26 protein-coding genes are annotated in these 26325 nt (G+C 54.6%); 5 read left to right on the top strand and 21 right to left on the bottom strand.

The window, feature by feature from the left end; all coding sequences use genetic code 11:
- Positions 1-214: 214 nt before the first annotated feature.
- From WMW72_RS09165 to WMW72_RS09120, 10 genes are all read right to left on the bottom strand, one after another.
- Positions 215-724, bottom strand: coding sequence for a phosphoesterase (locus WMW72_RS09165; protein ID WP_341415128.1), 510 nt, complete (start codon positions 722-724; stop codon positions 215-217).
- 42 nt (positions 725-766) lie between these two features.
- Entirely contained in the window at positions 767-1189 is a 423-nt protein-coding gene (locus tag WMW72_RS09160) for a DUF1284 domain-containing protein (protein ID WP_341415127.1), read from the bottom strand.
- A gap of 4 nt (positions 1190-1193) precedes the next feature.
- The gene (locus tag WMW72_RS09155) at positions 1194-1745 is read right to left on the bottom strand and encodes a histidine phosphatase family protein (protein WP_341415126.1); all 552 of its coding nucleotides are present in this window, start codon (positions 1743-1745) and stop codon (positions 1194-1196) included.
- 107 nt (positions 1746-1852) lie between these two features.
- Positions 1853-2794 carry an NADP-dependent oxidoreductase gene (locus tag WMW72_RS09150; RefSeq protein WP_341415125.1) on the bottom strand — a complete coding sequence of 314 codons (942 nt, stop codon included), beginning with the start codon at positions 2792-2794 and terminating at the stop codon, positions 1853-1855.
- An 88-nt stretch (positions 2795-2882) separates the two neighbouring features.
- Complete coding sequence (locus WMW72_RS09145) at positions 2883-3686, bottom strand: ABC transporter permease (RefSeq protein WP_341415124.1); 804 nt, start codon at positions 3684-3686, stop codon at positions 2883-2885.
- Positions 3670-4473, bottom strand: a complete 804-nt coding sequence (locus tag WMW72_RS09140) for an ABC transporter permease (protein WP_341415123.1) — start codon at positions 4471-4473, stop codon at positions 3670-3672. The genes WMW72_RS09145 and WMW72_RS09140 overlap by 17 nt, the downstream gene beginning before the upstream one ends.
- Positions 4470-5486, bottom strand: coding sequence for an ABC transporter ATP-binding protein (locus tag WMW72_RS09135; RefSeq protein WP_341415122.1), 1017 nt, complete (start codon positions 5484-5486; stop codon positions 4470-4472). The genes WMW72_RS09140 and WMW72_RS09135 overlap by 4 nt, the downstream gene beginning before the upstream one ends.
- 266 nt (positions 5487-5752) lie before the next feature.
- Positions 5753-6049, bottom strand: a complete 297-nt coding sequence (locus tag WMW72_RS09130; protein WP_341415121.1) for a hypothetical protein — start codon at positions 6047-6049, stop codon at positions 5753-5755.
- A gap of 179 nt (positions 6050-6228) precedes the next feature.
- The gene (locus tag WMW72_RS09125) at positions 6229-6702 is read right to left on the bottom strand and encodes a hypothetical protein (protein ID WP_341415120.1); all 474 of its coding nucleotides are present in this window, start codon (positions 6700-6702) and stop codon (positions 6229-6231) included.
- Between the two features lie 222 nt (positions 6703-6924).
- The gene (locus WMW72_RS09120; RefSeq protein ID WP_341415119.1) at positions 6925-7221 is read right to left on the bottom strand and encodes a hypothetical protein; all 297 of its coding nucleotides are present in this window, start codon (positions 7219-7221) and stop codon (positions 6925-6927) included.
- 273 nt (positions 7222-7494) lie between these two features.
- Between WMW72_RS09120 and WMW72_RS09115 the strand changes: the two genes are divergently transcribed.
- Both WMW72_RS09115 and WMW72_RS09110 read left to right on the top strand, forming a co-directional pair.
- Positions 7495-7926: an SRPBCC family protein gene (locus WMW72_RS09115; RefSeq protein ID WP_341415118.1), complete on the top strand. Its 432-nt coding sequence runs from the start codon at positions 7495-7497 to the stop codon at positions 7924-7926.
- Positions 7927-7929: 3 nt separating this feature from the next.
- Entirely contained in the window at positions 7930-8301 is a 372-nt protein-coding gene (locus WMW72_RS09110) for an ArsR/SmtB family transcription factor (RefSeq protein WP_341415117.1), read from the top strand.
- A 447-nt stretch (positions 8302-8748) separates the two neighbouring features.
- Here the strand turns inward: WMW72_RS09110 and WMW72_RS09105 are convergent, their stop codons facing one another.
- Both WMW72_RS09105 and WMW72_RS09100 read right to left on the bottom strand, forming a co-directional pair.
- Positions 8749-11304 (bottom strand): PEP/pyruvate-binding domain-containing protein, encoded by a 2556-nt coding sequence (locus tag WMW72_RS09105; protein ID WP_341415116.1) that lies wholly within the window; start codon positions 11302-11304, stop codon positions 8749-8751.
- A gap of 486 nt (positions 11305-11790) precedes the next feature.
- Positions 11791-12030 carry a helix-turn-helix domain-containing protein gene (locus tag WMW72_RS09100; RefSeq protein WP_341415115.1) on the bottom strand — a complete coding sequence of 80 codons (240 nt, stop codon included), beginning with the start codon at positions 12028-12030 and terminating at the stop codon, positions 11791-11793.
- Positions 12031-12236: 206 nt separating this feature from the next.
- Between WMW72_RS09100 and WMW72_RS09095 the strand changes: the two genes are divergently transcribed.
- The 3 genes from WMW72_RS09095 to WMW72_RS09085 all read left to right on the top strand — a co-directional run bounded on the left by WMW72_RS09095 (position 12237) and on the right by WMW72_RS09085 (position 15258).
- On the top strand, positions 12237-13229 hold the full coding sequence (locus WMW72_RS09095) for a hypothetical protein (RefSeq protein ID WP_341415114.1): 993 nt from the start codon (positions 12237-12239) through the stop codon (positions 13227-13229).
- A 210-nt stretch (positions 13230-13439) separates the two neighbouring features.
- Entirely contained in the window at positions 13440-14057 is a 618-nt protein-coding gene (gene hisG / locus WMW72_RS09090; RefSeq protein WP_341415113.1) for an ATP phosphoribosyltransferase, read from the top strand.
- A 136-nt stretch (positions 14058-14193) separates the two neighbouring features.
- Positions 14194-15258 carry a LacI family DNA-binding transcriptional regulator gene (locus WMW72_RS09085; protein ID WP_341415112.1) on the top strand — a complete coding sequence of 355 codons (1065 nt, stop codon included), beginning with the start codon at positions 14194-14196 and terminating at the stop codon, positions 15256-15258.
- 110 nt (positions 15259-15368) lie between these two features.
- On the opposite strand, the gene WMW72_RS09080 is transcribed toward WMW72_RS09085, so the two are convergent.
- The 9 genes from WMW72_RS09080 to WMW72_RS09040 form a co-directional block, all read right to left on the bottom strand.
- Positions 15369-16454: an SIS domain-containing protein gene (locus tag WMW72_RS09080; RefSeq protein WP_341415190.1), complete on the bottom strand. Its 1086-nt coding sequence runs from the start codon at positions 16452-16454 to the stop codon at positions 15369-15371.
- A 201-nt stretch (positions 16455-16655) separates the two neighbouring features.
- Positions 16656-17483: a carbohydrate ABC transporter permease gene (locus WMW72_RS09075; RefSeq protein ID WP_341415111.1), complete on the bottom strand. Its 828-nt coding sequence runs from the start codon at positions 17481-17483 to the stop codon at positions 16656-16658.
- Between the two features lie 18 nt (positions 17484-17501).
- Positions 17502-18374, bottom strand: coding sequence for a carbohydrate ABC transporter permease (locus WMW72_RS09070; protein ID WP_341415110.1), 873 nt, complete (start codon positions 18372-18374; stop codon positions 17502-17504).
- A 48-nt stretch (positions 18375-18422) separates the two neighbouring features.
- Positions 18423-19760, bottom strand: coding sequence for an ABC transporter substrate-binding protein (locus WMW72_RS09065; protein WP_341415109.1), 1338 nt, complete (start codon positions 19758-19760; stop codon positions 18423-18425).
- Positions 19761-19783: 23 nt separating this feature from the next.
- Positions 19784-22216: a glycoside hydrolase family 9 protein gene (locus tag WMW72_RS09060; protein ID WP_341415108.1), complete on the bottom strand. Its 2433-nt coding sequence runs from the start codon at positions 22214-22216 to the stop codon at positions 19784-19786.
- Positions 22217-22231: 15 nt separating this feature from the next.
- Positions 22232-23188 carry an ROK family protein gene (locus tag WMW72_RS09055; RefSeq protein ID WP_341415107.1) on the bottom strand — a complete coding sequence of 319 codons (957 nt, stop codon included), beginning with the start codon at positions 23186-23188 and terminating at the stop codon, positions 22232-22234.
- Between the two features lie 294 nt (positions 23189-23482).
- Positions 23483-24241 carry an SDR family NAD(P)-dependent oxidoreductase gene (locus WMW72_RS09050; RefSeq protein WP_341415106.1) on the bottom strand — a complete coding sequence of 253 codons (759 nt, stop codon included), beginning with the start codon at positions 24239-24241 and terminating at the stop codon, positions 23483-23485.
- A 27-nt stretch (positions 24242-24268) separates the two neighbouring features.
- The gene (locus tag WMW72_RS09045; protein WP_341415105.1) at positions 24269-25651 is read right to left on the bottom strand and encodes an APC family permease; all 1383 of its coding nucleotides are present in this window, start codon (positions 25649-25651) and stop codon (positions 24269-24271) included.
- Between the two features lie 139 nt (positions 25652-25790).
- Entirely contained in the window at positions 25791-26222 is a 432-nt protein-coding gene (locus WMW72_RS09040) for a hypothetical protein (RefSeq protein ID WP_341415104.1), read from the bottom strand.
- Positions 26223-26325: the final 103 nt, after the last annotated feature.

Here is a 26325-nt window from a genome sequence, read left to right as displayed (position 1 = left end):
CTCGATTCTTGCCCATGCAGCAAAGCTTCAACGATCTATTACACGCTTTTTTGCAGGTTATAACCGCAATGATGCCAAGAGGATGCCAAAGAAGCCGCCAATGGGAATCCGCAGGAGCGAAAAGTCCAAAGTGCAGCAGCTCTGCCTTCTGTTTAGGTTTTTGATATAATAATCCTATCTCCCGTTGAACCCGACTGCTCTGCTGCTCGAAGCCCTACTGCTCCTCGTTCGGCACAAGCTTCGATTTGATCGACTCGAACGACACGGGCGTATAATCCCACAGTTCCACACTGACGTTGACGTACTGGACACCTTCATACTTCTGTCCGTGAATATGACCGTGGATGTTGACATACGGCATATGCTTGTTCATATACATCGGCTCATGGGACAAGAAAAAGAAGCCCCCATATACGAGCGGATATTCACTTACCTCGTCAAATCCCGCCTCCAGCCACCACGACCGGGAGCGGCCGCGGTCATGATTGCCCAGCACCAGAGTCTTGTAGCCCTGCAGACGCGCGACGATCGCCTTCGTTTTCTCCAGGTTCAAGAACGAGAAATCTCCCAGATGGAAGACCTTATCCTCCGGTTTGACCACGGCATTCCACTTCTCGATCATCGTTTCCGTCATGTCCTCTACGCTGGTGAACGGTCGCGACTCGAAATCGATGATCGCCTTATGGCCGAAATGATGATCCGAAATGACAAATACATTCGGCATAACTCCAACTCCTCTACTCAGTTGCATCGGGAAAATCCCGCATTACCGGACCGGCGCCGGAGGAAGGCTTTCCCCGCGGCGGACGATACCGACCCCTTCCCTGCATACGCCGTAGGGCTCCCAGGGACATGTGGCGCAGATGACGGAAATATCGTGGGACTCGATTTCTACGGCGATCCTGCCCTTTACCTCAGACCAGGGAAGGGGCCTATCCAACTGCAGCCCAAGCCGCTCCAGAACAAGTGCGTCTCGTCCATAAACGCTGGCGCCTTCGCAATGAGGCGGCTTGTCCTGAGGATAATAAGCACAGATGTCATCGGGCCCTTCGGTCATAACGACCTCCGTGTCCGGCTCCATACGCAGGCGCTCATAGATCACCGTCATGTTCACGCAAAACTCCTCCGAATACCCCATGCCCCGAAATCCCAGCAAGCATAGCAGATGATGACCTCTCAGCCTAATCATCGCTTCAGCCCCCCCGCGGCTCAAATACGTACAGCTTGCCATTCGTCGCCGTTCCGAACCTCGGTCCGCTATAGCCCCTGCGCAGCAGTTCCTTGCGCAGCTCCATCATCAGTGCAGCATGGCTGACGATCAGCACATCGCCGTCGCCCTGCGCGATAATCTCATCCAGCACAGAGGCCGCTCTCTTCCGTACTTCTGCCCTTCCCTCCGGGTAAACCCGGGGCGAGAAGTACCAAGCCAGCCGGACCAGCAGCACCCAGGCGACGATATGCAGCCGCCGCTTGGAGATATGACCAAAGTCCGGATAGGCCACCTCACGGAGTCGCTCTGTGACCTTGATGGGCCCGGGGTACAAGTGCTTGGCCGATTTCACCGCACGATCCATATTGCTGGCGTAACACCGGCTCCACTCAATCCCCTTCAGCTCGGTCCGCACCATCTCCACATCCGATGCATCATAGGCCTGAAACCAAGCCGTCAGCTCATCGGGGCTTAGGAAGCCGGCTTTGGGAAAGGAATGCTTGACCTTGTAATGCCTGACCAACCCTATTCTCATCTCATCGATACCTTTCCTTCTCAGTTCCTCATATACGATTTTATTATCATTCCGCAGATTAGGGGTGACTGCTCTCCACGTGACCTGTGGAGGATATCAGGCGCAGATTAGGCGACAGGCGGGTTCAGCATCAATCGCCCTCGCCCATGACCCGTCTCTGCCAGCTCATGGGCGAGCCGCGCTTCCGCGAGCGGAAAGCTTCGGGACGTACAAGCCTTCAGCGTACCGTCCGCCAGTAATCTTGCAATCTCCTGTAGCACGTCCGCGTCGGCCAGTTGGCTAGTGAACCATGTGCGGATTCCCATCTCTTCGGCCATTTCTGCAAAGGGCAGTCCTACCATCGACACCAGCGATCCGCCCCGCTTCACAACGGACAAGGACCGCTCCTGCACCACGCCTCCGATCGTGTCGAGCACCAGGTCCACATCGCGAACCTCCTGTTCGAAGGGAGTGGACGTATAATCAATCACTTGATGGGCTCCCAGTCCGCGCACGAAATCCACATTAGCTGTGGAGGCGGTCCCGATTACCTCCGCGCCTCTCCAGCGGGCCAGCTGTACGGCAAACATGCCGACACCGCCTGCAGCCCCATGCACCAGCACCTTCATGCCGGGCTCAAGCTCTCCGAATGCGAATAGAGCCATCCACGCGGGGGCAGCCCCGCCTGTGATCGCCGCCGCGTCCTCGAAGCTGACCTGCTCCGGCTTCATGGCTAAGGAGTCGGCCCGGGCAATCGTATACTCCGCATAGGTGCCCTGCAAGCTGCGGCCGAATACCGCTTCACCCTTCTGGAACTCCAGGGGACAAGCTCCCGCATCCTCCACGATACCGGAGAAGGACGTCCCCGGTATATAAGGCAGCGTATGGGGGCGGATTAATTGAAACTGCCCCTGCCGCATCTTCCAGTCATTCGGCAGCACGGCAGCCGCCTGTACCCGTACCAGTACCTCGCCATCCCGCGGCTTCGGAACAGGTACCTGCTCCAGCCGCAGCACTTCCGGCCCTCCATAGCGATGAACACGTATTACGCTTTGCATCTGTTCCGACATCTGGCATGGCTCCTTCCCAGGGAAAAGCTCTTGTTCGTCTCTTCTTATTATAGTACGCCAAATGCCGAAAATATAGAAAGCAGCAGGCTCAGCTGCGCATGACCAGCATATTGCCCGATGCATAACGTTTCAGTCCGCGATAGAAGAACCAGGTTCCCCCGACGCTGAGAAGCGCCGTAACCCCCAGCGCGCCGAGCATGAACGGCAGGTCGAAGCTGCGCAGCAGCCCGATCGGTAGGTAGCTGATAAATCCCGCAGGGACGACGGTAAAGAGCAGCAATCTCCCCCAGCTGCGGAAAATATCTGTCGGGTATGTGGCAAACGCCAGCAGACAGTGAAACAGCTGATAAGCCAGCCCTTCGGCATTGCCCATATAGAAGGCAAGCGTATTGACGATCACGATAAAAAATAAAAAGATCAGCATAGCGATCAGCAGCGCCGCTGCGAACTTGAGCGCGCCAAGCAGGCTTTTGTCGCCGAAGATCAGGAACAGCAACAGCCCGAAGATCACATCCCCAATCGCCGACACCGACATGCGGCTGATCAGCACATGCATCAGCACCGGCTTGGGCTGAGTTAGATACACATCGATCTGACCGGTGGAAATCAGTTGGGCCATCCGATTGGCATTGCCGAAGAACACCGCCATTAGACCGAAACCGCCTGCACTGACCGCCCACATCATCATGACATCCTGAAAGCCCCAACCGTTCACCACAGAGAATCGGTGGAAGAAAACGCCCCAGAAAAATACCCATACAACATTATTAACCAGCATCATCCCGGCCGTCATCAGAAAGCTAAGACGGAACTCCATGGCTCCGGCAAGATTCAGCTTCCAGAATGTCCAGACGAAAGCCACCAGGCGGCGCCACTTACCCTCCGTTAACATGCAGCTTCTTCACTCCTTTACGGTAGACAAGCACAGACGCCAGACCCAGCACGACCAGCCAGATCGCTTGCACCGCAAGCATATACGGCACATGGCTCGCATCGTATTGAACCGCAGACTTGGCGGGGAAATACAGAACCGCCTGGAACGGCAGCCATACACAAATCTTCTGCAGGATTTCCGGGAACATCTCCAGTGGCATCAGCATGCCCCCTATCGTGAAGAGCAGCTTTTGATACACAAATTCGAGTCCCCTCGTCTCCTCGACCCAGAATGCGCTGAGTGCGAGCAGCAGATTGAGAAAAAAGTTCACGCTGAAGCCGAATAAGGCGATCGGGAAGAAGACAGCCCAGCCATACCCGAAGCCGGGAGCTCCGAGCACCAGCCATCCGAGGATAGAGCCTACCGTCAGATTGACGGTGAAGCGGATCGCAATTTCGCTGATATAGCCCATATAGTGCAGCCCTATGTAGTTGATCGGCTTCGTCAGCTTGTAGCCGACATCACCGCTCTTCACCTCTTCCTCGATCCGGGTACAAAGACTCGGACAGGCCATCGTCATCGATTCGGTCAGGATCAGGTACCAGATCAATTGGCGGAAGCTGTACCCGGCGATCGAGGTCCCTCCTTCCCCCTGGAACGTCGCCTGCCATAGCTGCGTGAAGATATAGAGGATAAACACGAGAAATACGGTACGGACGAGGAAATCTGCCAAATAAGCCAGATGATTGCGGACCGTGATCCGGCCGACCGCGGCATATTTGGCCGCCCTGAGCGTCAGGTTCATGCGGGTTCGCTTCCTTCCTCCGACCCGGCGGCCGTCTGTGCATAGATATGGGTAATAATCTCCTCCATCGGGGGGTCCTCGATCGTCACGTCATGAATGCGAACATGCCTGACCAGCTGGGCCAGTACCATCTCCATCGAAGTCAGCGACGTATTGATCGACAGCGTCGCCTTCAACCCATCATGCTCGGTCACCGTGGCCCCGGGGATGCTGATCCCGAGCTCGTTCTCCTCCGCCAGCACCAGCCGGATCGTCTTGAAGGTCAACAGCTCCCGCTTCATCAAGGCAACCTTGTCGTCGAGTATGATGCGTCCGTAGTTGACGACGATAGCCCGCTCGCATAACTGCTCGACATCGCCCGCATCATGGGAGGTGAGGAACACCGTCATGCCCTCTTCCCGGTTCATCTCCCGAATCAGCTCCCGGATGCGCAGCTTCACTACCACATCCAGTCCAATCGTCGGCTCATCGAGGAAAATGACGCGCGGCCGGTGCAGCAGCGAAACGGCGATCTCGCAGCGCATCCGTTCGCCGAGCGATAGCTTGCGCACCGGGGTGTTCATATAAGGACCCAACTCGAAGCGGCGGACCAGGTCCTCCTTTCGCGTGAGGTAGTCGCCACGGGGCAGCTCATAGATATGCCGCATTAGCTCGAAGGTATCAGCAGGCGGCAGGTGATACCAGAGCTGGGACTTCTGGCCAAAGACCGACCCGATCCGGAACGACAGCTTGCTCCGCTCTGTCCACGGATTGCAGCCGAGCACCTGGGCATGGCCTGAGGTAGGATGCAGGATGCCCGTCAGCATCTTGATCGTCGTGGACTTGCCTGCCCCATTGGGACCCAGAAAGGCCAGCCTCTCCCCCTGCTGGACGGAGAACGAGATGCCGGATACCGCCTGCTTCGTCTCGTAAACAGGCTTCCATAGACTGCGGAGACTCCCCGCCAAACCCGGCTGTTTCTTCTTGACCTCGAACGTTTTGTTCAGATTGTCGATCGTTATCGCAGCTGCCATACTTTCTTTCTCCTCCCTTGTTCTTTGCGAGTAAAGCAAAAAAGACCGCCGACAAGATTCTCCCGGATTTGGGGAGGAACTTGCCGATGGTCTTTTATCCCTACGGTGTAGCACAGCTATCGCTATGCCGGCTTCGCTCGGTTCGGCTTGATCCGGATCCCTAGAAGCCCTTCCATGAAATGTTAAGTGATAATTTACCATAATATGGACCTGTCTGGCAATCATTTTTTCCAGCGGAGCGATAGCTTATATTCTGCTTGCGGTTACTACCTCCAAGAACGATCCCGGTAAGTGCCGCCCGTGAACGACGAGACAAACAGGATGATCGCGGTCAGGATGTGCATAACCATCCCTACAAACGGAATCCAGGCAATCAACGAGGTGAAAATACCGGCCAAGCTCCCGATTTTGGGACCGCTTTCTCTAAGTGCCAGCGCAAGGGTGACTACATGAAGAATAAACATAACCACAAGCGGGGTATAGGACATGGAAATCACAATCGTGCCGCCGATAAACGGAATGCCTAGAATCGCCTCCAGCAGAGCCGTGATAATAATAAACACCTGAGAAAGTCTCATAACCAACCAATCCTTTGCCGTTTAGTTTGCTCTCAATTAGTATATGAGCTATTTCCTTCCCGCGCTATACCCAACTTCGAGAGAAGCCCCACGACGCTAACACAGTTACCGGGTTGTCCTCCTGTTACTGAAGTCTAGCCACTATCCGGGACAGGTCAGAAATCTTACTGCCCGCCGACGCTAGCTAATCTCAGGAGTCCTCCCGTACGGGCACGGACCTCAAGCTCCCCGCGCGTATCTCCGACAAACCCGTTTACGCGAAGCCGATCTCCAGGACGTATCCCCTCTAGTTGCTCTGCTGCCACCACGATCTCGCCGGTTGCATCATGCAGACGCAAGGACCGGCGCTGGCCGTCCTGACTCAAGACGGGTTCGCTGATGACGATGCCTTCGACCGATACAGGCTGCTCCAGCATATGCCGGGCTTCGAGCACCGATACCGGAGGATAGACCTCGGCCTCACGCACCGGACGTTCCGGTACGGCTGCTATCGCCGCTTGGCTGAAGCCCAAGACCTGCTGGAACGCGGCTTCTACGCTACGGGCCACACTATTTTGAATGGAAAGCGGGAGCACGGATACAACCAGCAAGACGAGGAGCAGCAGCCAAAGCGCATATATTCTCACAACCGGGTTCACTTGAATCGTCCCCTTCCCATTTACATGCCTACCTACTATTTCATCATAAATGGCGGATGTTAAACAGGGTCGATGATTATGTTAAAGGTTTGTTAATCTGGATGCTGTATGTGAAAACCAAGCATAAAGAAACACAGGCACAATACTGCACCTGTGTCAGAGATCACCGTAAAACTATATGAACAATACCCTGCCGAATACTCAGCTCACCTAAGCATGCTATTAAGCAGATTGTAAAATTTTCTCCAGCAGGTCTTCCTTGATCATCTTGATCCGCTGCTTGACGTAGAAATCATAGCTTGCTCCCTTGAGGCTGTGAAGAGGCACGGGCTGATCCGTATGGTTGTCCACGATCATCATCGAACCGTTATCAAAAAATTTGAATGTTAAATCCACCCAATCTCTGCCCACAGCGTCGAGAATCTTCTCAATCTGCCGCTCGCTCATATGCTCGCTATTCTCCAGCATGACTTTTCTGAAATAATCCCGCTCGATAAATCTGACATTTACCATACTCATGATCTACACCCCTCTCAAATTAGGAACATGTGTTCTATATCTCCATTATATCAAAATTATGATTCATGTCAACATTTTACAGAACAAATGTTCCTGTTTATTGACTAACCCTTTGGAACATACTACCGTGGTGAACCGAACTGCCAAATTCATCCTATAGGCCGATCTTCGCTCGTACGCCTTGACAGTTTCGCCCCAGTTAACTACAATAAATGAAACCAAAAGGTTTCATATTATCGCATTACACCACATCCAAGGAGGCTATTTGCCGCAATGACTTCTCCAGCCCACGAACCGGTACCGGATATCCACAAAACCGTTCTGCTCAACGCGCCGATCCAGAAAGTATGGAACGCCGTCTCTACATCCGAAGGAATCGCCGCTTGGTTTATGCCTAACAACTTCGAACCGCAGCTCGGGTTCGAATTCACGATCCAGTCCCCGTACGGGACACAGACCTGCCGGGTGGAAGAGCTCGATCCTCCCAACCGCCTCGTCTTCACTTGGGGAGATGAATGGATTCTTTCGTTCAACCTCGTCGAGCGTGACGGACAGACCGAGTTCACCCTTACTCACTCCGGCTGGGGCGAGGCCGAAGCTGTTATCGCCCAAACCGGCATGAAGCACGGAATGGTCAGAGACCGTATGAACCAAGGCTGGGAGCAGATTGTCAACGAAAGGCTGCGCAAGCATGTAGAGGAATAAGCTATGCAAGCCCCTGAACCCAAGCACGACGTGTTTCAGGCGATTGCAGATCCGACCCGACGCAAGCTGCTCCGACTGCTCGGCGACCGGGAGCTGCCCGTCACTGCGATCAGCAGCCATTTCCCGATGACCCGCACAGCCGTCTCCAAGCATCTGCGTATTTTGTCCGATGCAGGGCTGGTCAGCGAGCAGAAGGTAGGGCGTGAGAAACGCTACAAGCTGCAGCCCGAGCCGCTTCTGGAGCTGAAGCGTTGGCTCGCGTACTACGATCGGTTCTGGGACAACCGGCTGGCTGTGTTAAAGCACCTGGTGGAAGCGGAGGACCCGGCCGATATCGGGCCATTAGGTCCTCAGGCGGTCCCTCCTGGCGAGTAGGCGGCAGATTACAGCCCCTGCTGCAAGTCGCGTTCCGGTCATTCACCGGAGGAGTACCAGCCGCCGCATAAGTTACGATCCGTTATGCACCGCCATACCTTAGAAATGCAACATACCCCAAAGAGAGCCCCGGCCACGAGGTTCTCTTTGGGGTATGTTTCTGCATCACTTCATGAAGTATAGCTCAATTGGCTGAACGTGCTCCACTCGACGCGCGGACGACCTGCACCAGGGAATATGCGCAGAAATATAGTTCGGCTTCCCTCTTCCGGCTCCCGCTTGACGGTTCAAACCGCCAAGACAGTCCGGCTCAAATTCTCCGTTCAGGAATCCATGATCCGGGCAGCTATGGCTGTAAACCGCCGCCAGCGGCCTGTCCAATGGATGCAACAGCCCTGTGTCCAATTACTTCTTCCGGACGATATCTGTTATGAAACCGCGTCGGCCTTACCGGCACAGCAGCGTCTGAGTAACAATATCCGAGTACAGCTCCATGCCGTCCGTCCTGGCGATATGGATAACATCGGCGAACTTTTCGCTGCCAGGCAGCACGGCCGATAGCTGGTTCTCCCGCCCCAGAATATACTCGGGGTGAAACTCCACGCCAGGACGCCCGTCAAAGATCGCCGCGTAAAAGATCCCCGTCTCCACCAGATCCTGAAAGAAATGGCTTCCGTACGACAGCTCGGGCGTGAAGCCCGCCTCCTCCGAGGCTACCTCGCAGATGGCTGACACATGGCATAGCTCCGAGAAGTGAACCGGAACCCCCAGAGATGGCATCGTCGTCCCCCAGCGGCCTGGACCGATGAGCAGGGCGTTTTTCCCTCGAAGCGCTTGATTGATTTTCCCGATTTGCCGGGCCACGGCATATTTCCCCTGCTCGGTGCGTTCCAGATAAGCACGAGGCTGAATATATACCGCATAATCGACAGGCAGCCGTACATTTCCGCCCATAAAGCTGCCTTTCGCGGAAAATAAGCACGTCTCTCCCTCCCCCAGCTCAGGAAGCTCCACCGGCTGTCCCAATCCCCGCGTCTGCAAGGGACGGCACTGGAGCACATTCACCTTAAACTGGTTGTCCCGCGTAAAGTTCGCGGTAAACTCGATGTCTACTGGGTACTCGTATACGCTAGAGAGCAAGGCGAGCATGTCTTTCATCACCCCAGGGAATTCCGTATGCTTCAGCAATCGGTGAAAATTAATGATATATGGGACAGGCCGATCCTTGTAGCCCAGCTCTCGCAGGCGGTCCGCGGTAGCCTTGTCCACTGAAGCGAATAACGCCCGATCCGTCTTCAGATCGTAGGTCAGCACATCGTCCGCCTTCGGGCTGGCAGGTGCATTATCCTTCAGGGAGAGCACATCCACTCCCCGCTGGGAAAACTTGCGGAGATCCTCCGCATCCATCGGCGAAGGGCGCAGCGGGTTGTCCAGGGTAACGATCTTGACATAATCCCCGACCGTACGGTCCACGGCCCGGGTACCAAGCCCGAAGACGAGCCGGAGCATACCCGCCTCCATATCGACGCCCGGTTCCCACACATACAGGTTGGAGGAATTGCCAACTCCCGCAATATGCGGAAAATACGCATCCCGGTAGTGGTCCCCGGATACGCGCTGGACGAGTAGAGCCATCTGCTCATCCTTCTCCCGCAAGCCACGGTTCAGCCGGTAAGCCAGCGCATCCTCATTCATCATGCTGGCATATACGGTGCGAACCGCCTGAACAAAGGCTTCATAGCGTTCCTCAGGGGTGCCCTGGTTCACGCAAAATACGCTTTCATATTTGCCTGCGAAGGCATTCCCGAAGTTATCCTCCAGCAGCGAGCTGGATCGGACGATAATCGGCGATTGGCCGAAGTACTCCAGCAGCTGCATGAATCGCCTGCGGATGCTCTCCGAGAACTTGCCCTGCTTCATCTTCTCCTGCAGCTCCGGGGCGAGGGTGAAGTAGCCCTCCTGCGTTCTTTGCTTCGCCCGCAGCTTCCACCAGCCGTTCTGCACCATATAGGTGTAGAACACATCCGCTCCGATGTAATACGAATCATGCGGCTCCAGATAAGGTGCGATACGATCCTGCCCCTCGCGTTCGAGGATTTTCCGGGCCAGCAGCATCCCGATGCTCTTGCCTCCGATTAGCCCCGTTCCAACCTCCCGGGAGGCAATCGCCAGCAGGTCTTCCAGCGTGAAGAAACGCTCGCACAGCTCCAGCATCCGGGAGGCCGGGCCGACGAGCAGCGACATCAGCAATCCCTTCGCTTCCGACTGCCGCTCCGGCTCCAATGTCAGTGCCTCTCTGGCTTTATTGACCGTCACATCCCAGAAATCGAGCCGTTCCACTCCACGGTGAATCGCTGAGAATAATTCGGCAGCCTGTGCGCTGGCTGTGATGCTGACGGCCTCTTGTCCCTGAATGAGATGCGGAAAAAACATGCTTGGCGAATACCGGTTCCACACCTTGAGCGGATGGACATACATATGGTCACCCAGCTGATACAGATCGAGCAGCAATTGAGTCGTCTCGCGGATGCCGGCAATCGTAGCGTAGGTATGGGCATTGCGGATGATAGAGAAGTAAGCGATCGTGTCCAGCTCATACAAATAAGGGCAGGATACGTTGAAAAAGTTGCCGATCATCGCGTCGGAATACCAATATTCCAGCAGCTCGGTCAGACAGTCGAACACGTAGAAGGTCCTTCGGCCTTCACGTTCGATCAGCAGATGCACCGCTGCCGCGAAGCTTTCAAACCCCTTCTGCGCATCCAGCGTGACGACCTCGATGTCCGGACTTTCTTCCAGAATCGGTTCATGGCTGCCGAAACGGACGTACACAAGCTTGCGATGCTCCAGCTTCGCCTGGGTGACGAACGGCTCGACCATGCTTGCATAGTGGAGAACAGAATCAACCTGCCAGACAACATTATCGCCGAGCCTCAGCTTGTCGATCACCTGGTCAAACCCTGTCAATCCGGTACTCACCTTGTCATGCATTTCCGTACTCATGGATATCCCTCCAGACGGCTGTTATTGTCCCTATCATAAGGGATGAACCGGAGCAGGGGCAATCTATCTCTCCAGCCGACTCTTCTTCCGATGAATCCCCCCGCTTCCAATCGAGCATCCTGTCACGGTACAAAGATAAACGGCTCCGCCGTCCTTTCATGGACGGGAGCGTTTACGGATGGCATAGAGCCACTTCGAGGATATACTTTCTGATATGCTGAAAAAAAGAATCTGTTGCCGATGTACACAAGGATCGTTTTTCATTTCGTTTATTCCATTGCTTAGGGACGCGCAGCAGAATCCAGCCTGCTGCATCCGCCAAGACCGTCTGCCTGACATCAGGGGGCATCTGCTCAAGCAGGAGCCTGCGGACCAACAACCGCATGTACCGGGCGGGGACGGTCAATGGCGGTTCGTTGAGCAAGAAGGCGCGTCAGTCCGCGGCATCACTTGGAAGCGATCTCATCATATTCGGCGGCAAAGCCGCTACGACCTGAAGGAATTGGACGCCGAGAATGGCTCCCCAGTGAACATACATCCCACGGATACTTGAAGCGCTCGAGCGATTTTCTCAATATTGATGATGCTAATATTGCGCTCACCCCGTTCGATCCCCGACACATAGGTTCGGTCCAGACCTGCCTTATGGGCCAGCAGCTCCTGAGACATACCCGATCTAGCCCGCAACTCCTTTACCCTTTGCCCGAAGTTAAATCGTATATCCATCGTGCAAACCCTCCCATACACATCCATATCTACTATATTATATTACACTTTGTCGGCTGGGTCTAAAGTTGTATGGATCTATAAAAAAACAGGACATGTGACTTATAGTCCGTGGAGGAAGGCGCATGGGGCCTCTATAATGGAAGGGCTGGTCCTCTATAGAGGGGGACCGGAGTGAAAGAAATGATTACAAAGGAGATGATTCCGTGCATCAGACATTCAAGAAGGTTTCGACTGCACTAGTGTTCACCTTACTGGTGTCGCTCTTCTCATCGGTTGCCGCTTGGGCTGCTGCCAGCGAGAAGACGGTCAAAACGCAGCAGGGCGGTTACGTCAAGATTTCCAATATTAGCGAGGAAATCAAATACACAGACGAAGGTGCCGGGGTAGGCGATACCCTCTTTATCGCTCACGGCCCGGTCGTCGTCACTGTCCACGGTGATGAGCCTAGCGCTAGCGTCAGCTTCCTCGCTGAGGCGAAGCTGGAGGGCGATTTATTTGATATCGGAGAATCCATGGAAGAGATTCCGGTCAAGGATAACCAGGTCACGCTGACCAAGCCTGGCTACTACGGGGGCTATGTGATTTTCGGCTCGGAGTATTCCATAGAAACGGTGGCGCAATTCGCCATACAGATCGTGTCCGCCTCCAGCACGGAGTCTGCAGTCAAGCCAGGTAAGAGCCCGGAAGCCCCGAAAGCTACCGAAGTGAAGACCGAAGAAAAAGCGGAAGCCAAGCCGGCAGACAAGCCTGCCGTTCCTTCGGAAACCGCTGCGGCCCAGCCGACTGCCTCCAAGGTATTGGTCAACGGCAAGGAAGTCGCTTTCGAAGCCTATAGCATTAACGGCAATAACTACTTCAAGCTGCGCGATCTGGCCCAGGCGGTCACAGGCACCGAGAAGCAATTCGAAGTAGGCTGGGACGCTGCCAAGAATGCGATTGGACTCGAAGCCGGTAAAGCTTATACCCCCGCTGGTGGGGAGCTTGCCGCCTCCTCCGGCACAGGCGCTCAAGTGGCGAACCCTACCGGCTCCAAGATCTATCTGGATGGCAAAGAAGTGCCGCTGACCGCTTATAACATCGGTGGCAATAATTACTTCAAGCTGCGCGACATCGCCAGTGCCCTGAACATTGGCATCACTTGGGACGGCCAAGCCAGCCTGATTGGTATCGATACGAAGTCCGATTATAAAGAGTAGGACGTTGCTGCCGGGCATTCCTGCAGCATGACAAAGAACCTGGCTTTCTTCCCTGGAAGAAAGCCAGGTTCTTTGCTGTGTCCGATACAGCCAACCATGCGTGGCTTCTCACCAAGCATGCAGTTGACAATAAACGAAATCATTGGTAGTTTATACTTTATTACGATAATACGATAATATACTAAAGTAATTGAAAGAAGGTGGACTTAGATGGAAAAGCTTAGAATGGCCTTCCCAAAGGGCAATCAGGCTGTAACGGACTTGCTTCACCAAGCAGGCTTCCTATTACCTCCTAATTTCGAGGAATCCAGACTCTATCTCATACCTCTTGCAAACACGAGTTTAGAGCTTATTCTGGCCAAGCCCGCAGATATTCCGGTCTATGTTGAATATGGCGCCGCTGACGTGGGGATTGTAGGAAAGGATATCCTGCTGGAGAAGCAGCGTGATGTCTACGAGCTGCTGGATTTACAAATCTCCGTTGGTTGTTTGTCCATACTCAGCATAGCCAAGCCAGCCCGCTCCCCTCTTCGAGTAGCCACCATGTATCCCCGGCTGGCTGCCGAGCATTACCGGCAAACAGGGAAGCAGGTAGACGTGATCAAGTTGAGCGGTGAACCGGAGCTTGCTCTTCTCACCGGATTAGCGGATTGCGTGCTCGGTGTCCTGGATAAATCCCCTTCAAGCTCCATGGCCATGGGATGGGATTACATTCGCCGTGTTTCCGATCGTCTGATTGCCAACCGGGCAAGCTATCACATCAAACACAAGGACATCCAACATCTGCATGCAGCCTTACAACTCCCCATGAAGTGCGCGAGGACTTGATGGTCGCCAAGCCCCGAATCGGCCTTTCCTTCTAGCTGTTTCACTTCCGAATCACTTGGTAACGTTACCAAAAACCGTTGATCAATTCATAATTTTAGGTTAAAATCAAGAAAACGGACTTAAAGGACGTGCCCTATTGTCAAAAAAAATAACCATTACCGAAATCGCTGAGAAAAGCGGCGTCTCTGTTTCCACGGTGTCCCGGGTTCTCAATAATAGTCCCTCGGTATCGCCGGCCAAGAGGGAACGAATCCAGCGGATCATCGACGAATATAACTACACGCCCAGCATTTTCGCCCGCGGGATGATTAATCATAAGACCAAAAATATCGGGGTCATGCTCCCGGATATCACCAACCCGTATTTTGCCTCTTTCTTTCTTCAGGTGGAGCACTTTGCGCTCAGCAATATGTACGCCACGATCCTGTTCAACACGATGTTTACGAAAAACCCCCGTAAATACGAAACGCCGCTCAGTGAAACGGATTACTTCAAAATCATCTTGGAAAAGCAGGTGGACGGCGTCCTGATTCTCGGCGGGCAAATCGATAAAGAAGAGGTTTCGCCTTCATTTGTCGAAGCGCTCAATGAGCTGCACCGCAATGTGCCGGTCGTGATCGTAGGCTCCCGAATCGAAGGCTGCGACTGCTTATTCATTGAAAGAAATTCCAAGCAGGGCATCACGTCGCTGGTGCATCACTTCAAAGCCTTGGGCCATAAGGACATCGGCTTTGTCGGCGGTGAGCCCGGCATCCGGATTACCTCGGCACGGATCGATGCCTTCCGGCAAAGCATGCGCGCCTTCGGTAATGAGCCGCTGGAGCGCCATATCGTGATGTCGGATTACTACGCGCCCGACGGCTACCAGGCCATGAAGCAGCTGCTGGAGCAGAACCCGGGACAGCTTCCCACAGCGGTGATTGCCATCAACGATATGGTCGCGCTGGGCGCGATCCGGGCCATGAAGGACGCCGGTCTAAGCTGCCCGGAGGATATCGCGATCGCCAGCTGCGATCAATTTCTGCAAAGCGATTACTCCATCCCGCGGCTGACGTCTGTCGATCAGCACAATGAGTACCTCGGCCGGATGGCTGTTCTGCAGTTGATCAGCGCCATTAACGGCTCCATGGAATCCGTCAGCGTGGACCATATGCCGCAATTAATTATCCGGGAATCCTGCGGATCCACAGCACGTCTGTAACGTGCCGCCACTAGCATACAGCCCGCAAAAAAAGATGGCTCCTGAACCGTTCAGGAGCCATCTTTATTGTGGGCTATTCCAATCAATTCATCTTCGTATTCCCGCTGCACTTAGGCGTAATCCCCCGGCTGCGTCTTGCTCTGCATCGCCACGCCAAAATCCGTGTAGATGCGCTGCGTCAAGTCGATTCCGCGAGCGCCTGCAATATGATGGGCCAGAATTTGGAACGGGATGATCAGGATCAGCGGCGCCATGTACTCGTCAAGGTCCACATCCAAGCCGAGCACGCGCTCGCCGTCGGAAGACCCCAGCGTCACCGTGTACACATAAGGCGTAATCCGGCTTTCGTACCCCCGCAGCCGCTCCATCCTGTCCTTCACCGGGCTCTCCGTCTCCAGGAAGAAAATTCGATGCTCGGGGTTCACCTCCAGATAAGGGCCGTGCATAAAAGCCTCCAGGTCGATCCCCTGCGAGGGAAGGCGCACCGTTTCACAGAACTTGGTTTCCATCTCCTTGGCCGTACCGACCGTAGGGCCGTAGCCGACCGAGGTAAATCTTGGCGCAGCCGCCAGCTCGCTGCGATGCCGCTCGAAGAAAGCTTCCGTACGGGCGATCACCTCCGGGATGGACGAGCTGGCCGCGCGGAACCTCGCCAGGTGAGCCTGCTCCTCGGCTTCTGTCAGCCTGCCCCTCGCTACCGCCACCCGCAGGCCGGCGAGCATCAGGGAGAGCACGGTCGCCGTAAAGCCCTTCGTCACATAGCCAACCCGCTCCTTGCCGCAGCCGATATCGACCGTCACGTCCGCCGCCTCGGAGATGGCCGCAGTCACATCGCTCGTGAAGGCGACGGCCCTAAGGCCCGTCTGCTCGCGAATCCGCTCCAGCGCCCCGATGGTCGACGTGCTTTGTCCGCTTTGTGAGATACCGAGAACTAGCCCGCAATGCGGGCTAATCTTGTCGTAATAGGTAAAATTAAAGGGCTCCTTGATGTCGATCCGCACATCGGTTACCCGCTCGATGTAATATTTGGCGCTTTGCGCCGCATTGATGCTGGAGCCGGTCGCCAGAATCAGCCATTCCGCGGCAGCGGCCGGTACCAGCTCCGCGAAGGCGCGGACATTATGAGGATAGGCATCCAGAATGCCTGCCGTCACCGCCTGCTCTTCCCCAATATACGTCATCATGGTCGGTTTTATCTCGTTCATGTGGATCATCCCGCCTCCCAGTGGTTGCATGTATTCCCATAAGCTTTCCTTATTGGTAACGTTGCCAAATCAAGCTGCCACATGCCTCAGAATGATTCAGAATCACCCTTTCAGCGTCGGCTGTCATCGTATCCCCTTGCTCAGCTTCAGCCGTCAGCGCATCAGTTCTTCCTAGCTGAGGCGTTAAGCTTGTCAGCCCTTCACCGCACCCGCCGTCATGCCCTGCACCAGCTGCTTCTCGAGCAGCGCATAGAATGCCAGCACTGGCAGCAAAGCCATCGTGAGCGCCGCCATCTGCAGCGTCTGGAACTTCGTCTCGGTCCCGGCAAAATTCGCAAGCCCCAGCGGTATCGTCTTCAGAGCCGACTTACTGATTAATACCAACGCGAACAGGAATTCATTCCAATTGTAAATAAAGTTGATGATGATGACCGTAGCCAGCGCCGGGCGGGTCATCGGCAGAATGATGGACCAGAAAATCCGGTAAATGCCGCAGCCGTCGATAATCGCAGACTCCTCAATATCCTTGGGGAACGACTTCATAAATCCGGCCAGAATAAAGATCGTGATGGATAGATGAAAGGCCGTGTACGGCAATATCAGCGAGAGATGCGTATCCAGCAGCTGGAGCTTATTCATAATCATGAAGATGGGTACCAGCGTCGCATGAATCGGAATCGTCAGCCCGATCACGAACAGGCCATATACCCATCCGGACAGCTTGAAGCTGAATCGGGCGATAAAGTACGAGGTCAGCGCGCCCAGCAATACGGTCGTGACGATCGAAATCGCGGTGACCAGGATACTGTTCCAGAAGTAGGTGCCCAGCTTGGCAACCTCCCACGCCTGGGTGTAGTTGCTCCAGTTCCAAACCTTCGGCAACCCGAGCGGGTTCATCGAGAAATCCTCTTCCGACTTGAATGAGTTCATCACCATCCACAGTAGCGGCACAATATTGACCAGACCGGTAACTAATAAAATAAGATGAAGCGCTGTTACCTTTAAACGGGGTGTTCGCATACGTCCTCCTCCAGCCGCCTAGCTGCTGCGTCGTGTAATCAAGTTCGCGGCATAAATCACAATCAGACTGAACAGAAGAATCAGGATGGACACGGCGCTTCCGTAGCCGAAGCTCATATTCTGGAATGCGCTGTTGTACATGTAAATTGTCATCACGTCCGTGTTGTGTGCCGGGCCTCCGGCCGTCATCACGAAGATCAGGTCGAAGACGCGGAAGCTGTTGCTGATCGCAAAGACGACTGTAACCCAGATCGTTTCCTTCAGCATCGGAAGCGTCAGATGCCAGAACTGCTTCCAGCCTGTCGCTCCGTCCATCACTGCCGCTTCCTTGATTTCCTCCGGTATATTCTGCAGCGCAGCCAGGAAGATCACCATGTAGAAGCCGTAGTTCTGCCAGATATATGTCAGACTGATCGATGGCATGCCGAACGTCGGGCTGCCCAGCCAATCCTGGATCCAGCTATCCAGCCCCAGCATCAGCAGGATGCTGTTCAAGAGGCCGGCTTCATGGCGGTATACCATGCCCCATGTCAGGGAGACGATGGCTGTCGAGATGACGACAGGGACAAACAGCATAGAGCGGTAGAGCTTGAGCCCACGCAGTGAGCGGTTCAGCAGCAGCGCGAACAACAGCCCCAGCGGCAGCTGACCGAACACGCCGGTGAGCAGCATGAACAGATTGTTCTTCACCCCGGTCCAGAACACCATGTCCTTCAAAATCGTGATAAAGTTATCCAGACCGACATAACGCATCGGGGACAAGCCGTCCCAATTGAAAAATGAATAAAATAACGACATACCGATAGGGATGAGCGCAATGCCTATATAAATGACAAGTGCCGGGAGCATGCCAAGGAATACGATCCATCCTGTCCTTCTCGTTACAAGCATAGGCAACCTCTTCTCGCGGTAATGATGGGTAATGATGGTAGTGAACGCTTATTTCCGCAGCTTATCGACCGCATCCTGCATATCCTTGGCAACCAATTCCGGAGTTCTGACCTTGGCCGTGATCGCCTGGATGCCGTTCATCAGCGCATCCTTCACCGTGGAATGCATCGTGCCGTCGAATACCAGCGCAGAGCCATTCTTGGTCAATTGCATCATTTCCTTCAGGTACGGGTTCACGTCGGCCGGAATTTCGACAGTCGCCGGCACAATAATCCCCAGCTTGAGCAGATCCTGATACAGTTCAGGCGCGTAGAAGAACTTCAGGAACTTGAAGGCAGCCTCCTTCTTGGCCCCGCTCAGCTCCTTGTTCAAGCCGATACCGTACTGAATCGCGCCTGCGCTGGCAGTCGGATCGCCCTTGCCGCCCTCGACGGCCGGGAACAGCGCGATGCCGATATTGTCGGCGGCCGCTTTATCCGAATTGTTGACCCGGAACTTGGCGTCGATCGTGGAGCTGGTCATCGTCATAGCCGCTTTCTTCTGCAGGAAATAATCCTGCTGCTGCACCTCGTCCATCGTGTTGATGTCCGCATTGAAGGCCCCGATCTTGGCGAAGTCGGCAATGACCTCCAGCGACTTCACATACTGAGGATCGGTAAACTTGGCTTCGCCCTTGATGACCTTGAGCAGGAAGTCGCTGCCGGTCAGACGGTCTTCGACAGCGGACATGAAGGTCGATTCCATCGGCCATTTGTTTTTATTGCCCATCGCCATCGGCGTGACGCCAGAGTCCTTCAGCTTCTGCATCATCGTCAGGAAGTCCGCATAGGTTTTAGGGAATTCCTTGTAGCCAACCTTGGCCAGCATATCCTTATGATAGTAGATGATGTCGACAAATGTCCGCTTGGCAGGAACCGCGTACTGCTTGCCGTTCACTTTGTACCCGGCAACCGCCTGATCGGACAGAAGCCCCTTCCAGGTCGGCATAATCTCATCGATCGGCAGCAGCACATCGGCGGCGATGAACGGGTCCATCTCAACGCCCGGGAACAGCACGAACATATCAGGCAAGCTCTTGCCCGCCGCCTGTGTACGGAGTTTGGTGATGTATTGGCCGGACGGCACGTCCTGCTCCTCGATCTTGATGTTCGGATTCTGTTCCTTGAACTTCTGAATCCGGTCCTTGTACAGCTTGTTGTCGACATTGGGGCTGGACCAGTTGTACTGGATGGTCAGAGTTACCGGCTCCTGCTTGTCTTTGGGCGCCCCCTTGTCAGCGTTTCCAGGGCTCGTAGCAGGAGCAGGCGCTCCTCCGCAGGCCGATAAGGTCAGCAATCCGGCAGCCGAGGTCATCATGAGCATGGTTTTCAAGTTCGCTTGTTTCATAAGAACAACTCCCCTTTAATTGTTTATGATGAACCGTTGGCCCCCGTCTTGTGAGCCAAGAGACGATCCCGCTTTTCCTGCTCGTACAGATCAGCCAGCAGGGATAACCATTTACCGGCCAAGCCTACCCATACTTCCTTATAAGTCGCGCTGTTCATATGCGGCCAATAAGGGATATCCTCGTTCTCGAAGGTCTGAACGCCGACCGGGAGTTCCCCGACCATCTCGCCGCTCAGTACGGTATATTGCTGTGCGAAGTTATAACCTTCGCCGTACATCAGAGATTGATTGAACGGATTTTTGCCTACTACCCAGTGCAGCTGACTCTCAGCGATCGCGAGCAGCTCCTGATCGCCCAAGATCAGGCCCGCCAAGGAAGCCGCCTTCCCTGTAGAGAGGACGATCGCCGTGTTTCCTTTGAAGGAAAACCAGACCGGGAACCGCTTGAGCGTATAGTCGTCGTTCAGACGGTGACCCTGCTTCAGCTGCTCCGCGTAACGCCCCTTGGCTTCCTCGCCGACAAGCAGATGCTGATGCTGGAAGCTCTCGTCATCCTGCGGCTCATCCACATGGTAGAGGCCGCTCGACAGCATCGGATACGGCGCCGTGAAGGCCGTCAGGAACTTCACGTAAGACCCGTAGCTGCGGACCGCCTCCAGCCAGCTTGCCGCCTTCGGATGGTCCGGCTGGGTAGCGAGAATCTCGCTCAGCGCCGTCAGATACAGATGCTCTCTCGCCTGATGGTTGAAGTGCTGGATGACCTTCCGCTCCGGATTACGGTAAAAGAACCCCGCGACGGTCTGCCCGTCATCCGTCCGAATCCCTTCCTGCTCCTGTGATTCGAGCACATAGTCCAGGTAATGCTCAGCCTTCTGCGCATAAGCCTCGTCGCCGGTCATCCGGTGCAGCAGCGAGGCCGCCCATGACGCAGTCGCCATGAACAAACTCTCCGAGGTCATGTACGTATGCTCCCAGAAGATCGGCTTCGGTGCGAAGCCCTGCAGCTCGAATTGCTCTACCGCATACCGGAAGTCCTCCACGGCGCAGGCGGTAAGCTTATCCTTCAGCAGATCGCCTTCTTCCATATACATGGAGATCTGCGCTTCAATCGCGGAGAGGATGAAGTTCTCATACGGGTTGTTGTGCACACGGGCCTTCATATCGTCCATATTGCCGATGATGCCGTCCGACCAGATGCGGATGCCTGCGCTCGTCGCCCGGTAGCCGTCGCCGAACCGTGTCTTCAGAATAAAGTCCACGCCCCACTCGCCTTCCTCGACGAGACGCAGATAGAGCGGCAGATTATGCGCCTTCACCTGATGCGCCATCTCGTACAACGCGCATGCAACCTCTGCGGTCTGCACGAGCTGCTGGGACACATCCCCGGCATCATGCCAGCCGCCGTTGAAGATGATCATCCCGTCCTTGTGCCGGGCGAGAATATCCGCATGACAGCTGCCGTGAATGCCGTGCACCGGACAGCCGCAGCGCTCGCAGTAGATAAAGTTGAGCGATTTCCAGATGGAGTCTTCCCAGCGGTCGGCCGAGCCTCCTATTTCGAAAGGCTTGGATTGCAGCTCCCCGATTCGGACGATGTAGGTGCCCGGCTCGCGGAACTCGGTAAAATCCACGACGGAGAAGCTCCCGATCGTCGTCTTGGCCGGCTGCACGGCGCCCGTAAATTTCTCGGCCCCCGTCTCCAGCTCGATCACCGTAAAGGAAGCGGCCGTGCTCTCCGCCAGAATCATCGTCTTCGGATGCTCCGGGTGATAGCCGTTGTGGGAGAAGATCACATCGCGGCTTCTCGGCTGCCAGCCCTTGGAGATATTCGGATACTCGACCTTCTCGATATAGACCTCGCGGATATGGAAGGTCAGCGTCTCTCCGGTTGCCCGGTCCTTGCCGTACATGTCGTACATGAATTTCAGCTCAGTGATGCCGTCCCTTGGCAAGTCGGGAATTTCCATCGTACAGTGGTTCCACTGCCGGTTCTTCAGATTGATGACGTTGAAGCCCTCACGGTTGTAGACGTCCGGGATCTTGATGGTTCCGTCGTTGCGGATCGCAACCTTGATGTGCGGATTGGCCATCCCCGGGCAGTCCGGGTAGATCTCGAACGAGATCCGGTTGAAGTCCTCCCAGTTCTCATGATCGAAGGCCCGCAGCACGGCCACAGGGCCGTAGGTGCTGTAATCGCCGTCGCTCGGGGAACCATCCGGCCAGCGGTCCATTATGGAGGGCGAGGTCAGCTCCAGCACGCCCGCCTCTACCGCCCGGGAGGAGCCTAGCCCCTTGTGCGTCCACACCTGAGCCTCGGTAGCCGTGTCGAGGATCGCTCTGCGGTGCAGCACCTGCTTCCTCAAGCTGTCCGCTTCCAGCGAAGCGCTCTCATCCACCTTCAAAGGCTTGTGAATCATATTCGATAATTGAAGTTCACGCTGAATACCCGATGCCATGGGCTCGTTCCCCCTCTAGATTTGATGCTTGCACGTCAGGTCCATCCCGAGCAGTGCAGCTCCTTTCAATCCGATCAGACCCTCTTGCAGGTCCGTCTTCTTCACCCCGTTCAGCACGAATCGCATCGTCTTCGGCTCCAGCCGGGTCTGCAGCTTGTCGATAAACCAATGGCCGCTCACGACGCCGCCGCCCAGCACGATCGTATCCGGATCTGAGAAGCGGACCATATTCATAATCGTCTCGGCTACAGCCTGCAGTGCGGTATCCAGAACGACTACGCAGAGCTGATCCCCCTCGTCGTACAGGGCGAATAGGTCCGCCACGTCGACGCGCCCCTCTTCAGGAATGACGACCTTGGAATCCGGGTAGGCAGGCTTCAGCGCTACGATCCGGTTGTGCAGCCCGAGACCTGAGGCCAGCAGCTCGACGCAGCCCTTGCGGCCGCAGACGCACTGGATATCACTGTCATAATCGGCCACATGATGACCGACCTCCCCGGCATTGAAATGCTTGCCGATGATCGGCTCACTGTCCACGACACAACCGGCCGCAATTCCCGTTCCGATGTTCATATAGATGAAATTATCGGAGTAACGGCCGCAGCCCCACTTCTGCTCCGCCATCGTCGCGCAGTACACGTCATTCCCTATGGCACAAGGAAGCCCGAACAGCTCCCGGATGCGTCCCGCGACATCGATCGCCTGACTGCGCCCCGGATCGATCTCCAGCCAGACGCCGCTCTCGGTATCGACCCGGCCTACTACACCGATACCAACCGCCTGTGGCTCACCCTGCAGTCCGACATGGTCGATGTAATCCCGAAGCCCGGCGGTAATCGCCTCGAACGCCTGCGGCTGCGAGATGACTGTGGACGGGTAGACGCGGGTCCCCAGCACCTCGCCGTCCAGCGAGACCTCCCCGATCAAGATTTTGGTTCCGCCTAAGTCGACAGACAGCACAGATTTTTGCACGATTTCCCCTCCACATGTGGTAACGTTACCAAATAACTTCATGATAGCGCTTCTATTTTTAGAGAAAGCATAACAAAAGCCCGTTATAGTGTCAATCCATCTCTTATTAATTTATTTTCGAAATGGTAACGTAACCAAATTTCATGGTTAGTAGTGACAAATTTCATTAGCTGAAATCCCCATGAACATGCTGTCGACAGAAATTGAATCGTTAGAACCCATTCCACGATAAATATAAATCATCGCCTTGCCCCTTAAATAAACAAGGACAAGGCGATGAATTAATTGCAAGTCTTATTTGGCTGTCAGACCGCCATCCACGAGAATTCCCGTGCCTGTGATCGCGCTGGATTCGTCCGAAGCTAAGAAAACAGCTACGTTAGCAATTTCCACCGGCTGGATCGTTCTGCCGATCGGGTGAATGTCATCGATCATCTTGAGGATTTCATCACGGCCGCCGAACAAGTCGCAATGCGCGTCATTGAAGGTCGTGTCCACCCACCCCGGACAAATGCAATTCACCCGGATATTGAGTTTGGCAAAATCCAGCGCCATCGCTTTGGTCAGCATAAGGATGGCTCCCTTCGAGGATACATACGCAGCCAGCCTGGGCTCGGCAATATAGCTGTTAGCGGAGCCCATATTGACGATGGAACCGCCGCCATGTTGCTCCATGATCGGAACGACAGCCCTCGAAAGCAAAAATTGCGATTTCACATTGACTGCATAGGTCTTGTCCCAGATTTCTTCCGAAAGCTCCATAATCGATCCGGGAATATTGATCGCTGCATTATTCGCCAGAATATCCACCCGGCCGTATTTCTCCAAGGTGAAGGCCACCAAAGCCACCACCGATTCATTCGCCGCTACATCCGTATGGAAAAACTCCACATCATGCCCCAGCGTCTTCAGCGATTCGGCTGCTTCCGGCCCGTTCTCGGCCAGATCGGCCAACACGACCTTAGCGCCTTCCTCTGCGTAACGCTTGGCGATCTGGTATCCAATCCCCCGTGCAGCTCCTGTGACAATCGCCACTTTATCCTTCAATCTCATGATCTGTTCCTCCTGTAGGTAAGGTGATTATAGGTTATGCAAGGCGGGTGGAACTTCCTTATAGCCCTTGGACTTCACAAAGCCAAGAATGGCTCCGACCGCAAGCCACGTAAAGCCTACGATATATGTTTTCGCATCGAAGCCGCTCCAGATGAATGCAATGACACCAAAGCCGATCAGCGGAGACAGCAGATAGCTGAGCGTATGCTTCAGCCCGCGCAGCTTCTTCTTGAAGAAGAAGTGAGTGACCACCGACAAGTTCAACAGCATATACGTCGTCATAGCGCCAAAGTTGACGAGCATGACCAGATTGTCCAGGCTGACGAATATGGCGATCAGGACGGATACGATACCGATAAATAGGGTAGCATTCGCAGGGGTTTGATACGTCGGATGCACCTTCGCGAGAAACCCGGAGAACGGCAGCATCTTATCCCGGCTCATCGTGAAGATGATTCTGGAGATTGCCGATTGCACCGCCAGAGCGTTAGCAATGCCGACAGCAAGAATGCCCACACCGATAAAGGAGTAATACAGCAGATCCCCGCCTACCTCGCGGATAATGTCAAAATAGCCCATATCCGGGTCCAGTGTCGAAAAATCCGGATGTGCCAGCGAAGCCATATAGGCTTGCCCCATAAAAAGCAGCCCGATCAACAGTAAGCTCAATACGACGGAACGTCCCACTGTCTTCCTCGGATTTACCGTCTCCTCCGACAAGGTGCTGATGGAGTCGAACCCAATGAAGCCGAGAACCGCGATCGAAGCCGCCGTAGCAATTAATTGAAGATCTACTTTACCCGACTGGAAGAAGGGGTCCAGCGAAAATCCGCCGATTCCATGCCCGTCAATAAAGACGAATTTGACAGCGCAAATCAGAAACGCTGCAATCAAAGCCAATTGGCAGATCAAGAAGACATTATTGGCCCACTTCGTTAACGTAATGCCTCTCACGTTAATCACGGTAATAATCGCAGCAAAGACAACGATAATAATCAGCCTCGGCATATCGGGCAAGATGGCCCCCAGCCATAAATTCGAGAACGAGATGAGTAAGCCCGGTACGACAAGATAATCCATCACAATCGTCCACCCGGCCAAAAAACCGATATGCGGGTTCATCCCCCGCTGCACGAAGGAATAGGAAGAGCCCGCAACGGGGAATTCCTCGCTCATTTTGCGGTAGCTGATCGCAGTAAAGATCATCGCCACGATGCCAACGAGGTACACGAGTGCTGCCATACCGAAGCTGTTGATCGCCGCAGCCGCATACACCTGGGTCGGGGCAATCGGAAGCATCGTGATCAATCCGAAGATGACCAGGTCTTTCATCGTTAAAGTTCGTTTTAATTCCTGCGTATAGCCTGTGTTGAATTGGGAACTTGCTGCCTCTGAGCTGATGTTTTGCAAATGAATACGCCCTCTCGCCTGAGATTAAACTTCCCGCTGCCTTCCCCCTTTGACTCCTCCTCCATAACTAGTTTCAGCCCCAAACATCTGGTTCGAAATAATCAAGCTCTAAAATATTGAACCCTATTTGTATGCCCTTTCAGAACATTCGACAAAAAAATAGCGATTCCTTTCCCTCATCGAAGCTGCTGAGGAAAAAATCACCAGCCCATGGACAAGCAGCCCTCATTCTTCGGACTCTATGCGCGGTATCCGCTTGCCTGATTGCTGCTTTGATAAACTTATGCGTTCCCACACCCAATCTTCTGGATATTATGAACGGGTATAACCACCGCTCAAGCTCAGCTTTCAAGGCTTCCCGTTCGTTATCGTCATCCCCCCGGAAGGGGTCAAAATCCAGCCAAACATCAAGTTCAACCCAGTCTATCGGAACAAATTCAACCTGTTCCTGCTCACATAAAGGGAAGATCAGCTCCCTATATTCACTGGGCGGCTCCCCCCAATATCCCCGATGCGTGCGGTCCTCCTGGTATCGTTTCCAGCTACCAGGCAGCACCTTGCCGTAGATCACATCCGGGCTGAATTCCAGGATTAACTCCCGGATACGGCTAGTGAGAAGCCACAGGCCTGCCGGAGGTCCTCGTCATCGATTGCACCGAGAATCCCGACAGTCG

Origin of the sequence: Paenibacillus filicis (assembly GCF_038070315.1) — a bacterium.
Classification (GTDB): domain Bacteria; phylum Bacillota; class Bacilli; order Paenibacillales; family NBRC-103111; genus Paenibacillus_G; species Paenibacillus_G filicis.
This window is presented reverse-complemented; position numbering and strand designations above follow the sequence as displayed.